The following is a 14123-nucleotide window of genomic DNA, read 5'->3' as shown; positions in this document are numbered from 1 at the left end:
TTGACCGAAGGCGCGCGCTATTTGACAGATCGCGCAATATCGAGCGTTTCGGTCTTATGCTTTCGTCGCCATTGGGCGGGACTCTCGCCCATGATCCGCTTGAAGCTGCGGGTCAGGGCGCTCAATTGGCTGTAGCCAAGCAGGTCGGCGATCTCGGTCAGGCTCAGTTGGGTGTCGAGCATGTAGACCCGAGCGCTGCGCATGCGCACGCGATCGAGCAACTGCTGGAAGCTCAGGCCGCGCTTGAGCAGGCGGTCCTGGAGGGTACGTGGTGGTACGTCCAGGGCCTGGGCCACGGCCTCCAGGCTGACCTGATCGAGCGGCAGCAGGTTGGTGATGATCCACTCCACCTTGCTTTCGATGTCGTCCCAGCGATGACGGTGCATCAAGGAGTTGATCAGGTGCCGCAGGGCCGGACTGCCTCCGGCGATGGCGTGGTCGAGACAGCTGCGGTCGAACACCAGGGTGTTCTCGGGATGATTGAAGCGCAGCGCCGAGTGCAGTTGCTGGGTGTAGGGTTCGAGGTCTCGTGGCTCCTCGCCGCACAGGTAGACGGCGCGTAGCTTGATCGGCTCGCCGTAGAGAAAGGTGAGGATGTTGTAGGCGCCCATCAAGGTATTGTCGTTGTGCTGGCGCGATGGGGCACTGCGCCCGGGCACACGATAGGTGAAGTGGTAGTAGGCCTGGTCATCGCGCTCCTCGAGACGCACATCGAGTCCTTGCACGTGGCGGCCGATTTCCTCGGCCACGGTGACCATCGCCTCGCGCAGGGTGGCGCACTGCTGGATCAGCAGGCCCACCATGCCCAGCATCGAGATATTCTGGTAGCGCCCCAGCAGCAGGCCGAAGTGGCGACAGCCGCTCATCTGGGCACCCAGTTCGAGCAGGTCGATCTTGGTGGCCACCGGAATCAGGCGGTCCGGCCGGTCGAGGTAGTCCGGCGGCAACGACAGTCGTGCCAGCGCCTGGTCGGCATCGACACCCTGCTCGTCGAGCAGGGTACGGTAGCCGGTCAGGGCCGCGGCACGCACCATGGGCTGCATGGGGGTATCTCCGGGACAGGGTGTGATCAGTATATCGCTCTGTGCGCGGGGCCGCGCTTGGTCAAAAGATATAGATGCCAGGCCTCTAATATGCCGAAGCGGGAGGTGCTGGAATACGCCGGCGGCGCCCCGCAGGGCGCCCCCGATGATGGAGCGAATGTCGAGCTGCGCCGAAAAGGCGTCCCGGACTCAGCGATAGGTGTCCTTGAAGCGATCGCGCAGCTGATTCTTCTGCACCTTGCCCATGGTATTGCGCGGCAGGCTGTCGACGAAGAATACCCGCTTGGGCTGCTTGTAGCGGGCCAGCTTGTCGCTCAGCGCGGCGATGACGTCGGCCTCCTCTGGCGAGGCGCCTTCGGCGGGCACCACCACCGCGGTCACCCCTTCGCCCAGGTCCGGGTGGGGCAGGCCGATGACCGCAGATTCGACGACGCCGTCCATCTCGTCGATATGCCCCTCGACCTCCTTGGGGTAGACGTTGTAGCCGCCGGAGATCACCAGGTCCTTGTCGCGTCCGACGATCTGCACATAGCCCCGCTCATCGATCTGGGCCAGGTCGCCGGTGATGAAGAAGCCGTCTTCCAGCAATTCCTCGGCGGTCTTCTCGGGCATCCGCCAGTAGCCCTGGAACACATTGGGGCCACGCACCTCGAGCATGCCGATCTCGCCCTGGGGCAGCGGCGTATGGTCACCACCCTCACGGTCGGTGATGCGTACCTCGACGCCGGGCAGCGGCATGCCCACGGTGCCGGCGATGCGATCACCGTCGTAGGGGTTGGAGGTGTTCATGTTGGTTTCGGTCATGCCGTAGCGCTCGAGGATGGCGTGGCCGGTGGCGGCCTCGAAGGCCTCGTGGGTCTCCGCCGTCAGCGGCGCCGACCCCGAGGTGAACAGGCGCATGCGGGCGGTGGCCTCGCGGGTCAGACGGGGATCCTTGAGCAGCCGGGTGTAGAAGGTCGGCACCCCCATCATGGTGGTGCCTTCGGTCATTTCCTCGAAGATCACGTCCGGGTCGAACTTCGCCAGGAAGCGCATGCTGGCGCCGGCCATCAGGATCACGTTGCAGGCCACGAACAGCCCATGGGTATGGAAGATCGGCAGGGCATGGATCAGCCGGTCGTGCTCGTCGAAGCGCCAGGCCTCGACCAGCGACTCGGCGTTGGAGCCAAGGTTGCGATGGCTCAGCATGGCGCCCTTGGAGCGGCCGGTGGTGCCGGAGGTGTAGAGGATCGCGGCCAGGTCATCCGGCCCGCGCTCGAGCATCTCGATGACCGGTGTGGCCGCCTCGGCGGCCTCCATCAGGCTACCGTCGGCGGCGGTGCCCAGGGATTCGACTCGGGCGCCACCGCAGGAGGCAGCGACCTCGCGGGCGGCCGTGAGTGAATCCGGGCGGCAGACGAACAGGGCGGGTTCGGCGTCACCGAGGAAGTAGCGAATCTCCTCGCTGGTGTAGCCGGTATTGAGCGGCAGGTAGACCCCGCCGACCTTGAGGCTCGCCAGGTACAGAAGGATCGCCTCGGGGCTCTTGTCGACCTGGACGGCGACCCGGTCACCGGGCCCCACGCCGAGCGCGACCAGTGCCCCGGCGAGCTTGGCCACCGCTTCCAGCGCATCGCTGTAGCGGTAGTCACGGCCTTCGCGGGTGGTGATGAAGGGCGCGTCGCCACGCTCGGTCATGCGCTTTTCAAAGGTGGCAAAGAGGTTGTGATTCATGTGACGGGATCTCCCTTCAAGTGCTTGCGGGCGCGACGACGCTGGTCCCTGACCTGAGACGAGCAGGCCACCTTGCCTTCGGTGGTGTAGCGCTCATGGTTGCCTTCGATGTCGTCGAGCACGTAGAGATAGTTGACCATCAGTGAGCCGAACTGTGACAGCCCCCGGCGAGAGGTATCACCGAGCCAGTTGATGCGGTGCAGTTCGGCGCCATTGCCGAGATGGAAGCGGGCGACGGTATTCAGCGGCAGATTGCGCGCGTTGCGCTCCTTGGTGAGGTAGTGAGCGGCCAGCGGCTTGATCACCTCACCCAGGGCCTTGCTGCGCTCGGGGTCCTCGAGCCAGTCGTCCTGATCGAGCTCGGCCAGCAGGGCGCGGGTGTCGTCGTCGAGGCGACCGCGTTGGTCCTGGCGCTCGGCGTCCAGCCAGGCGCGAAAGCCGGGTACCGGTGACAGGGTGACGAAGTTCTTCAGCCGCGGCAGTTCCGACTTCAGCTCCTTGACCACCTGTTTGATCAGGAAGTTGCCGAAGGAGATGCCGCGCAGGCCGACCTGGCAGTTGCTGATGCCGAAGAAGGCCGCACTGTCGGCGTCTTCGGCCTCGATGGCCTCGTGGTTGGCGTCCAGGATCGGCTGGATGCGCTCGGGCATGCCCCTGGTCAGGGCCACCTCCACGAAGATCAGCGGCTCGTCGCCGATGGCCGGGTGAAAGAAGGCGAAGCAGCGCCGGTCCCGGGCGTCGAGGCGCCTGCGCAGGTCGTTCCAGTCGCAGATCTCGTGCACCGCCTCGTAGCGGATGATCTTCTCCAGCACCGCCGCCGGGGTGTTCCAGTCGATCCGCTTGAGCACCAGAAAGCCACGATTGAACCAGGACGCGAACAGGTGGGCGAAGTCGGCATCGAGCGCCTCCAGCGCCGGGAAGGCCTTGAGCCGGGGCAGCAGGTCCTCGCGCATGCGCACCAGCTCATAGGTGCCGCCGGCGGTCAGGTTGAGCCGGCGCAACAGCTCCTGGCGCTGCGGTTCGCAGGCCTCGAACAGTCGCTGCAGGTCGACATTGCCGCGACTGTCCCGGTAGCACTCGTAGGCGCCGTCGACGGCCTCGGGATCGGCACTGAACTGCTCGGTCAGGCACTGGAAGAAGCGCGTCTTCTCGTCTTCATCGAGGCAGCTGTAGCCGTCCAGGGCCTGGCCGGCCAGGGCGATGCTGGAGGCCTCGCCATCGCTTTCCAGAAGCTTGCGACAGGCGTCGATCACCTGGGTATGTTCCAGCGGCGGGCCATCGCCCCGGCGTCTGAGCAAGGCGTCACGCTGGGTGATACTGGAGAACAGTTCCTGCAGAAAGCTGAAGTTCATCGGGGACATCTCCTCGGGGCTGGGCCAGGTGGGAGCGGGCCTGGTGGCCCGCTGGTCACACGCGTCGGCGTCGGGATCATCCGGCGCTCTCCATGATCAGGTCCGGCAGCCAGGTGGCGATGCCCGGGAAGAAGCACAGCAGCACGATGCCGAGCACCATGCACAGGGCGTAGGGTAGGCTGCCGAGCAGGATGTCCTTGAGCGCGATATCCGGTGCGATCCCCTTGATGATGAACAGGTTAAGGCCCACCGGTGGGGTGATCAGGCCGATCTCCAGGTTGATGGTCAGGATCACCGCGAACCAGTAAGGATCGAAGTTGGCCGCCAGAATGATCGGCAGCAGGATCGGCGCGGTCATCACGATCACCGCCACCGGCGGCAGGAAGAAACCGGCCACCAGCAAGAAGACGTTGATGATCCCCATCAGTACCCAGCGATTGACCTCCAGTGCCGCGATCGCCTCGGCCACCGTCTGGGTGATGAACAGCGACGACAGGGCGTAGGCGAAGATCTCGGCGCAGGCGATGATCAGCATGATCATCACGCTCTCGCGCAGAGCGTCGCGCATGATGGTGGTCAGCGGTTTCACCTGCCACATGCGATAGACCACGATGGCCAGGGCCAGACACAGGAAGGCCCCGGCACCGGCCGCCTCCGAGGGCGTGGCGACACCGCCGTAGAGAGCGAACAGGATACCGCTGACCACCACCAGGAAGGGCAGCACCCGCACCAGCGCCTTCATGTTGGTCTCGACGTTCCTGGCGACGGTGTCCTTGAGCTCGCGGGCGGCATCGGCGACGGGGCTGGGGGTGTCATAGCCACCGGCCAGCTTGCAGGCGATCAGCGTCCAGGCCATGAACAACAGCGCCAGCATGATGCCGGGCAGGGCGCCGGCGATGAACAGCCGTCCGATCGAGGTCTCGGTGGAAATGCCATAGACGATCATGGTGACCGAGGGCGGAATCAGGATGCCCAGGGTGCCGCCGGCGGCGATGCAGCCAGCCGCCACGCCGTCGGGATAGCCGCGCTTGCGCATCTCGGGGATACCCAGCTTGCCGATGGCGGCGCTGGTGGCAGGCGACGAGCCGGACAGGGCGGCGAAGATCGAGCAGGCGCCGATATTGGAAATGGCCAGTCCCCCCGGCACCTTGCCGAGCCACAGGTCCAGCGAACGGTAGAGGTCGCGGCCGGTGGGGGAGGAAGCCACGGCAGCGCCCATCAGGATGAACATCGGAATCGCGACGAAGCCGAACGACGCCAGGCTGCCGAAGAAGGTCTCGCCGAAGTAGGTCAGCTCGCTGACGCCCCGGTCCATCACCAGGGCGGCGAGGGACACGCCGCCGAGGGCAAAGGCGATGGGCGTGCCGATGGCCATCAGCACGAACAGGGCGGTAACGATAAGGATGCCACTGGTAACCGGATCCATCAGCGTGCTCCTCCCAGAATTTCCGCCAGGTACTGCAGCGCCAGCAGGGTCGAGCCCAGCGCCAGCGGCACCAGCGCTGGCCACAGCGGCGGATTCCACACCGTGCCGGTGGTCCAGCCGCCGTGGTAGGCCTCCAGCAGGTAGAGCCAGGAGCCGTAGGCCAGGGCGATGCAGAAGGCCAGGCCGCACAGCGAGGCGATCAGGTTCATGGCGCACTTGATGCCGCCCTTGAGCGCATCGGGCAGCACCGTGACCGCCACCTGGCCGCCGGTCAGCAGCACATAGGGGGCGCCCAGCAGCATCGCGCCGGTGATCGAGAAGATCGCGAATTCGGTCTGCCAGGTGGTGCTTTCACCGAGCAGGTAGCGCACGAAGATCATGTGGCAGACGGCCAGCACCCCTGCAAAGAGGGCGGCGCCGGCCACCACTGCCATAGCGATGGATAGCCGGTCCATCAGCCGACAGAAAGCGCCCACCGGGCCGGAGGCATGTCGCCGGGAACCGGGGGCTGCGGGTGCAGAGACGTGGGGGGGAGAGTGGGACGGTGTGTGTGACATGGAGCCTCCGAGGTGACACGACAGCGACGAACGACGAGGCGCGGCCAGCGGCCGCGCCCACCTCGGTCTATTCCACCGCCAGGGCGGCGTCGATCAGTGCCTGGCCGTTGTCGACGTTCTCGGCAAAGCTCTTGTAGGCGCTCTCTTTCGCTACCTCGAGCCAGGCGTCGTAGTCTTCCTGGGACATCTGGACCACTTCGACGCCGTTTTCCTCGAACACTTCCACCATGGTCTGGTCGAGCTGGGCGGCCTGCTCGGCGAAGTACGCCTCGGCCTTCTCGCCAGCGTCGATCAGTGCCTGCTGCTGCTCCTCGTTGAGCCCGTTCCAGCTCTGTTCGGAGATCAGGATCGGCTCGTACATGAACCACAGGGCGTTCTCGCCCGGCGCCGTCAGGCAGCTGACCTGCTCGTAGATGCGATAGGAGACGAAGGAACCCGACGAGGTGTTGGCGCCGTCGAGCACGCCGGTCTGCATGGCGGTGTAGATCTCCGACGAGGGCATCGAGGCGATGGAGGCGCCGGCGGTGGCCAGCATCTCGTCGAACGCCGGGCCAGCCGCGCGCATGGTCTGTCCCTGCACCGTGTCGGGCGAGGTGATGCACTGCTGGTTGGAGGCAAAACCGCCGGCCAGCCAGGCGTCGGCCAGTACCCGGGCGCCGGCGTCCTCGATCACCTGCTTGATCATGTCCATGAACTCGGAGTCGTTGAGGCGCTGGGCACGCTCGTGATTGCGCACCAGACCCGGCATCAGGGTGGCCGAGAACTCGGGGTGGCGACCGCTGGCGTAGTCCAGCGGCAGCGAGGTCATGTCCAGGCGGCCGCGTACCAGCGCGCCCCACTGCTCCTTGGCCTTGAACAGCGACTGACCGGGATAGACCTGCAGGGCCAGGTCGACGCCGGCGGCTTCGACCTCCTTGGCCATCAACTGGACCATTTCGTCGCGCACGTCGCCCTGGCCACCGGGAAACTGGTGGGACACGCGCAGGGTGGTCTCGGCGCTGGCAATGGACGCGCTGGCGGTGGCGATGGCGGCGACGGCGAGAGTGAGAGCTTGGCGTTTCATGGTGACTCCTCGAGGCGTTGTTGTTGTGATGATTGTTGTAGTGGGTGTTGTAGCGAGCGTGATGATTCGTGTTGTGGTGGTGGGATAAACGCGCCGAGGTCGGCGCGGGAGATGGAGGTCAAACATTTTTTATCTGCTATGATGTATACATCAATAGCCAGCATGTATATTGCTGTCAATTCGTAGGGCTTAGACCATGGTGGAGTGAGGGCGCCGAGGGGTCAGTCGCATCAGGACAGGATATGCTGGAACGATTCGAGTTCAGCCAAGGGACAGCCAGGGGACAGCCATATGAGCAAGAAGCCCTCCAACGCCCAGCGTCTGCGGGACTCTCTCGAGGACGACATCATCAATGGTCGGCGCACGCCGGGTGAGCGACTGGACCCCGAAGAGCTGTGCCGGACCTACCAGGTATCGCGTACCCCGGTGCGCGAGGCCATCCAGCAGCTGGTGGCCAGTGGCCTGGTGACCGTCTACCCCAAGAAGGGCACCTTTGTCGCCAGGCTAGGGCTCGAGCGACTGATCGAGATGTTCGAGGTGATGGCCGAACTCGAGGGCATGTGCGGTCGACTGGCGGCGCGGAGAATCTCAGCCGATGAACTCAAGGCCTTGCGCGACGCCTTCGAAGGATGTCGCCGCGCCGGCGAGACCGGTGACAGCGACGACTACTACTACGAGAACGAAGCCTTCCACAGCGTCATCTATCAGGCCAGCCACAACGCCTTCCTGGCCGAAGAGGCCCAGACCCTCAAGCAGCGGCTCAAGCCCTATCGACGCCTGCAATTGCAGGTGCGTTCACGCATGCAGAGCTCGCTCGATGAACACCGTGAGGTGCTCCAGGCGATCGAAGCCGGTGACGCCGAGAGCGCCGAGCGCATCCTGCGTGACCACGTGCTGATCCAGGGCGAGCGCTTCAGCGACTTTGTCTCCAGCGTGCGCAAGCTGGAGGAGGGTGGGGGCGAGGCGCGACGCGCCACTGCCTCGAACTAGTCGGGCCCTGCCGTACCGGGATGGTGGTGTCGCAAGCAATGTCGCTTGACGACCACCACAGGCAGGGCCGAGGGTAGTCGGCATCCCACTTGCCAGCCTGAGGTAGCAGCCCATGTTTCCTGCCTTTTCCGGGCGCTATGCGTCCCTGCCCGATCGTATGCGCGCCGAGATGGCACCCACCCCTGTGGCGGCGCCGCGTCTGCTGGCCTTCAATCGTCCGCTGGCCGAGGCGCTGGGTTTCGACCTTGACGCCTTCGACGCGACCCGTGCCGCCGAGGTGCTCGGTGGCAACGCCGTGCCCGACGGAGCGACGCCGATCGCCGCGGCCTACGCAGGGCATCAGTTCGGCAACTTCGTGCCACAGCTCGGCGATGGTCGGGCGATCCTGCTGGGCGAGCTAGCCCATCGAGACGGCGGCCTGCGTGAGGTCCAGCTAAAGGGCGCCGGACGCACGCCCTTTTCCCGCGGCGGTGATGGTCGCGCGCCGATCGGACCGGTGCTGCGCGAGTATCTGGTGTCAGAAGCCATGGCCGCACTGGGGGTGCCCACCACCCGGGCGCTGGCGGCGGTGGCCAGCGGCGAGCAGGTGGTGCGCCAGATGGTAGAGCCCGGGGCGGTACTGACCCGGGTAGCCTCGAGCCATGTGCGGGTCGGCACCTTTCAGTATTTTGCCGCCCGCCGTGACAGCGAGGCGCTGTCGCTGCTGGTGGACTTCTGCATCGAGCGACACTACCCCGAGCTGGCCGACTTGCCCGAGGCCGAGCGCGCGCTGGGGCTGGTCGAGGCGGTGGTCGAGCGCCAGGCCAGCCTGGTCGCCCAGTGGAAGGGGCTCGGCTTTATTCATGGGGTAATGAACACCGACAACTGCGCGATCTCGGGGGAGACCATCGACTATGGTCCCTGCGCCTTTATGGACGCCTTCCACCCGCACAGGGTATTCAGCTCCATCGATGAGCGCGGCCGCTACGCCTGGGACAACCAGCCGGCCATCGCCCAGTGGAACCTGGCGCGCCTGGCCGAGACGCTGCTGCCGCTGATCAGTGACGATCAGGAGCGAGCGGTGGCGCTGGCCACCGAGGCCATCGAAGCCTTCGCCGAGTGCCATGACGCCGCCTGGACGGCGGTGCTGCGTGCCAAGCTGGGGCTCGGGGCTGAAGACTCGCAAGGCCAGCCGGAAAGCCGCTCGACCGATGGTCAGGGGGGCCAGGTGGCAGGCGAGGACCTGGCCCTGGGCGAGGACTTCCTCAAGGCCATGGAAGAGGGCAACGCCGACTTCACCCTGAGCTTTGCCCATCTGCCCCGGGCGCTGGCCGGCGATGAGACAGCGCTTGCCGAGGGCTTCGAGCGCAGTGGCAGGCTCGAGGCCTGGCTACCGCGCTGGCGCGAGCGTCTGGCCCGTGAAGGCGTCGCCGACGAGGTCGTCGGCGCGCGCCTGGCGGCGGCCAACCCCCAGGCGATACCGCGCAATCATCTGGTCGAGAAGGCCATTCGCGCCGCCATCGATGACGACGACCTGAGCGTATTCGAGACGCTGCTCGCCGCCGTGACCCGGCCCTACCAGACCCCGGACGATACCAGCCTGCTGGCCCCGCCCGGGCGCGACGAGCGAGTGCTCAGAACCTTCTGCGGTACCTGAGGGGCCCCACCGGCGCCGCGGCCGCCGGTGGGCTGCTTGCCAGCAGGGCTTACGCCGACAGAATTTTCGCCAGCACGGCTCGCGCCGGCTACTGCGGTGCCTGGCTGGCCTGCAGGGTGCGCGTCAGCAGTGCCCGCAGGGCGGCCGGGCGCACCGGCTTGAGCAGCAGCTGGTAGCCGCCGCGGCGGACCTCTTCGGCCACCTCCTCGGTGCGGTCGGCGGTGATCACGATGCCGGGCACCGCGCCGGTCAGGCGCTCGCCCAGGGCGTCCAGCGCCATCAGGCCGGTGACCTCGTTGTCCAGGTGATAGTCGGCGAGGATGGCGTCGGGGTCGTCGTCCAGATGGCGCAGCACCGACTTGGCGCCACCGATGGAGGTGGCGGTGAACACCTCGCAGCCCCAGCCCGACAGCATCGCCTTCATGCCCTCGAGGATCAGCGACTCGTTGTCGATACACAGGATGCGCTTGCCGTCGAGCTTGCTGGCGACCTTGCGCGCAGGCCGGGAGTCGGTGTCCTCGGCCGGGGCCCTGGCCTCGACCCTGGGCACGCTGACCGAGAATACCGTGCCCACGCCGACCCAGGAGCGCACCCGGATGGGGTGGTCGAGCACCCGGCTCATGCGGTCGGCGATGGACAGGCCGAGGCCCAGTCCCTTCTCGCTTTCCTTGTGGCGCGAGGCCTGATCCAGGCGACGAAACTCCTGGAAGATCTCGGCCTGCTTGGCCTCGGGGATGCCGGGGCCGCTGTCCCATACCTCGATCAGCAGGCGCTCACCGCGCCGGCGAATGCCCAGCAGCACCCGGCCCTCCTGGGTGTAACGGATGGCGTTGGACAGGAAGTTCTGGATGATTCGGCGCAGCATCTGGCTGTCGCTGTCCACCCACAGGGCCGACCCCACCACCTTGAGGTCCAGGCCGCGGTCTTCGGCCATCACCGCAAACTGGGCCTGCAGCGGGCGCAGGATGTCCGTCAGCGCAAAATGGCTGCGTCTGGGGGTCAGCGCGCCGGCGTCCAGCTTGGAGATATCCAGCAGGGTGCCGAGCAGCTCTTCGGCGGACTGCAGTGAGCTGTCGATATGGCCGATGGTGCGCTTCATGTCCTCGGCGCCCATGTCCTGGGACAGCGCCGAGGTAAACAGCCGCGCCGCGTTGAGTGGCTGCAGCAGGTCATGGCTGGCTGCGGCCAGGAAGCGCGTCTTGGAGGCGTTGGCGTCCTCGGCCACCTGCTTGGCCTGGCGCAGGGCCTGCTCGGCTTCGGCGCGCACTCGGTTCTCCTGGCGCAGCGCGGCGTTGGCTTCGGACAGGGCCAGGGTGCGCGAGCGTACCCGCTCCTCCAGGGTCTCGTTGGTTTCCTTGAGGGCGATCTCGGCCCTCCGGCGCTCGGTAATGTCCTGGTAGAGCGCGAAGAAGCCGAGGATCGCGCCGCTGTCGCCGAAGTGCGGAGTATAGGTCACCAGCATGTAGCGCAGGCCTTCGTTGGTGATCTCGAGCGAGACCTCGAAGCTGACCCTTTCGCCACTCAGGGTGCGCTGAATCCAGGGAATGCGCTCCTCGGCCATGGTCTCCGGAATCACCTGGGTCACCTTCTTGCCGATGACCTCGTTGCGGTTGATGCTGAAGGCCTGCTCGTAGGCACGGTTGGTAAAGAGGTAGCGACACTCCCGGTCGAAGTAGGCGATCAACGCGGGCACGTTGTCGGTATAGATGCGGATATTGTTTTCCGAGCGGATCAGCGCTTCTTCGGTGCGTTTCTGCTGGGTGATGTCCTGATAGGTGTAGACGAAGCCGCCACCGGGCATGGGGTTGCCCTGGACCTCCAGCACGCTGCCGTCCTGGCGATATCGCACGTAGCGGTGGGGCTGGCCCTCGCGGATGTTGTCGAGCAGCAATTCCACGTGCTCTTCCGGGTCGCCGGGGCCGTACTCGCCGTTATGGGCGTTGTAGCGGAAGATGCGGTCGATCGGGGCGCCGACACGGATCAGGTGGTCAGGGAAGCGGAACAGCTCCAGATAGCGCTGGTTCCACACCACCAGGCGCAGGTTCTGATCCACCACGCTGATGCCCTGGTTGATGTTCTCGATGGTGGCCTGGAGCAGGGCGCGATTGAACTCCAGCACTTGGGAGGCCTCATCGACGATGGAGATGACGTCGGAGATGCCGATGCCACGCCCCTGCAGCGCCGAGTTGACGACGATCCGCGCTGACGAGGCGCCCAGCACCGAGGCCAGAAAGCGCTCGGTGAACTGGATCACGTCGATGGACGCTCGGGCACTGTCTTCCAGCGCCTTGCCGTTGCGCCGGGCGTAGTCCGAGAAGGCGCGGTCGACCTGGCCGGCGCTGAGAAAGCGCTGGCACAGCACCTTCAGGTCGCCCACCGTGGTAGCCCCGGTCCAGGGGCGATTGACCGAGGTCTGGCGGGTCTCGACGCTGTCGACGAACAGCGACGCCTGAATCCGTTCCACCACCCGCTGAGGGGTTACCTGGGAGACAAAGATGTAGGCCACCAGGTTGACCCCCAGCGACAGCATCACGCCGTGGGTAAAGCTGTCACCCACGTGCAGGCCGAACAGCGAGGTCGGTGACAGCCAGGCGATCCCCAGCGGCCCGCCCTGGAGCCAGCCGGCGGGCAATACACCGGCGTTGATCATCGCTGGCAACAGCAGGGTGTAGGCCCAGATGGCGAAGCCCGCGTTCATGCCGACGATGACCCCCAGGCGATTGCCGCGCTTCCAGTAGAGCCCGCCGATCAGCGCCGGGGCGAACTGGGCGGCGGCGGCGAAGGACAGCATGCCGATGGAGGCCAGCGAGGTGAATTCGCCGATCAGCTGATAGAAGCCATAGGCCATGGCCAGGATCACGGCGATGGTAATGCGCCGTGCTCGCAGGACCAGGCGCCCGTAGTCGCGGGCCTTAGTGTCGAACCAGCGCATGCGGAACAGCGCCGGGATGACGATCTCGTTGGAGATCATGATCGAGACCGCCACGGCGGCGACGATGACCATGCCGGTGGCGGCGGAGAAGCCGCCGATAAAGGTCAGCAGGGCCAGCCAGCTCTGGTTGGCGGCCATCGGCAGCGACAGCACATAGGTATCGGGTGATACGTCGGTGCCGGCGAAGATGGTCAGGCCGGCGGCGGCCAGCGGCAACACGAAGAAGGCGAACAGCACCAGGTACAGCGGGAACATCCAGCGCGCGCGGGCGGCGTCGTCGCGGTGGGTGTTCTCCACCACGGTGACGTGAAACTGACGCGGCAGACACAGGATCGCCAGCATGGCCAGCAGGGTCTGGGCCCAGAAGCTCTGGCCGAAGTCCTGCTGGGCCAGTTGCCGCTGCAGCTGCAGGTGGGTGTCGGCCCGGGTCATCAGGTCCTGCAGGCCATCGAACATGCCCCAGGTGACGTAGGCGCCGAGGATCAGGAAGGCCACCAGCTTGACCAGCGACTCGAAGGCCACCGCGTGGATCAGGCCCTCGTGGTGCTCGGTGGCGTCGGTATGGCGGGTACCGAACAGGATGGCGAAGATCGCCATGACGATGGCCACATAGAAGGCGGTGTCACCGAACAGCGGCGCCTGGGTGATGTCGGAGGCGTCGGTGAGCACGGCAAAGGACGTGGACACTGCCTTCAACTGCAGGGCGATGTAGGGCAGGGTGCCGATCAGCGCGACCAGGCTGGCGAAGGCCGCCAGAGACTGGGTCTTGCCGTAGCGAGAGGCGATGAAGTCGGCGATCGAGGTGACGTTCTGGTGCTTGGCGACCCGCACCATCTTGGCCAGTACTGGCCAGAACAATAGAAGCGTCAGTACCGGACCGACGAAGATGCTGGCGAACGACCAGCCGGAGGTCGCCGCCTGGCCCACGGCGCCGTGGAAGGTCCAGGAGGTGCAGTAGATCGCCAGCGCCAGGCTGTAGACCAGCGGGCGACGATGGCTGGCCCCCAGGTGGCGTGCACGACGATCGCCGCGCCAGGCGATGGCGAACAGCACGGCGATGTAGAGCAGTGAAACAGCGATCAATAGCCAACCGGCAAACATGGGCACCTCCTCGACGTCAGCGGCCATTCTAGGGCATTGGCGGCCTGCTCGGCAGGGGCGCAGCGTGGTTGACTCGATTCGGGCGCCTGAAGCGCGAAGCATTGACGGAATTTTGCGCCATCAAGGGAAAGGCATTGCCTGGTCTCAAGGCCTTGAATCGCGACTAAGGTGGATTGCACCTTTGTAGTGATAGACCATCGGCTAATATTCCAGGAGTGTTTATAAGCTGCTGAAATATTTGATGTAATGGTTTTCTTGGTGCGGTGCATTTATGCTTTTCGACTAAAGTTATCGTTCCAGGAAAGACCAT

General features: G+C 65.7%; 9 protein-coding genes. 2 read left to right on the top strand and 7 right to left on the bottom strand.

Annotation, left to right across the window (positions count from 1 at the left end; translation table 11 throughout):
* Positions 1-17: 17 nt before the first annotated feature.
* The 6 genes from NFI08_RS13945 to NFI08_RS13920 form a co-directional block, all read right to left on the bottom strand.
* Positions 18-1043, bottom strand: a complete 1026-nt coding sequence (locus NFI08_RS13945; RefSeq protein WP_045992169.1) for an AraC family transcriptional regulator — start codon at positions 1041-1043, stop codon at positions 18-20.
* Positions 1044-1232: 189 nt separating this feature from the next.
* Positions 1233-2756, bottom strand: coding sequence for a malonate--CoA ligase (locus tag NFI08_RS13940; RefSeq protein WP_349590045.1), 1524 nt, complete (start codon positions 2754-2756; stop codon positions 1233-1235).
* Positions 2753-4108, bottom strand: coding sequence for a malonyl-CoA decarboxylase (locus tag NFI08_RS13935; RefSeq protein WP_253029016.1), 1356 nt, complete (start codon positions 4106-4108; stop codon positions 2753-2755). Before NFI08_RS13935 ends, NFI08_RS13940 begins: the two co-directional genes overlap by 4 nt.
* A 76-nt stretch (positions 4109-4184) precedes the next feature.
* The gene (locus NFI08_RS13930; RefSeq protein WP_349590042.1) at positions 4185-5534 is read right to left on the bottom strand and encodes a TRAP transporter large permease; all 1350 of its coding nucleotides are present in this window, start codon (positions 5532-5534) and stop codon (positions 4185-4187) included.
* Positions 5534-6091: a TRAP transporter small permease subunit gene (locus NFI08_RS13925; RefSeq protein ID WP_197037048.1), complete on the bottom strand. Its 558-nt coding sequence runs from the start codon at positions 6089-6091 to the stop codon at positions 5534-5536. The genes NFI08_RS13930 and NFI08_RS13925 overlap by 1 nt, the downstream gene beginning before the upstream one ends.
* Before the next feature lie 67 nt (positions 6092-6158).
* Entirely contained in the window at positions 6159-7154 is a 996-nt protein-coding gene (locus tag NFI08_RS13920) for a TRAP transporter substrate-binding protein (RefSeq protein ID WP_108131311.1), read from the bottom strand.
* Between the two features lie 291 nt (positions 7155-7445).
* Here NFI08_RS13920 and NFI08_RS13915 point away from each other — a divergent pair, with 291 nt between their 5' ends.
* Both NFI08_RS13915 and NFI08_RS13910 read left to right on the top strand, forming a co-directional pair.
* On the top strand, positions 7446-8144 hold the full coding sequence (locus NFI08_RS13915) for a GntR family transcriptional regulator (RefSeq protein WP_213228123.1): 699 nt from the start codon (positions 7446-7448) through the stop codon (positions 8142-8144).
* A gap of 112 nt (positions 8145-8256) precedes the next feature.
* The gene (locus tag NFI08_RS13910; RefSeq protein ID WP_349590036.1) at positions 8257-9780 is read left to right on the top strand and encodes a protein adenylyltransferase SelO; all 1524 of its coding nucleotides are present in this window, start codon (positions 8257-8259) and stop codon (positions 9778-9780) included.
* 88 nt (positions 9781-9868) lie between these two features.
* On the opposite strand, the gene NFI08_RS13905 is transcribed toward NFI08_RS13910, so the two are convergent.
* Positions 9869-13813 (bottom strand): hybrid sensor histidine kinase/response regulator, encoded by a 3945-nt coding sequence (locus NFI08_RS13905; RefSeq protein ID WP_349590033.1) that lies wholly within the window; start codon positions 13811-13813, stop codon positions 9869-9871.
* Positions 13814-14123 lie beyond the last annotated feature (310 nt).

Origin of the sequence: Halomonas sp. EF61 (genome assembly GCF_040147045.1) — a bacterium.
In the GTDB taxonomy this organism is placed as follows: Bacteria; Pseudomonadota; Gammaproteobacteria; order Pseudomonadales; family Halomonadaceae; genus Halomonas; species Halomonas litopenaei.
Note: the sequence above shows the minus strand (reverse complement) of the source record. Positions and strands in the feature narration are given on the sequence as shown.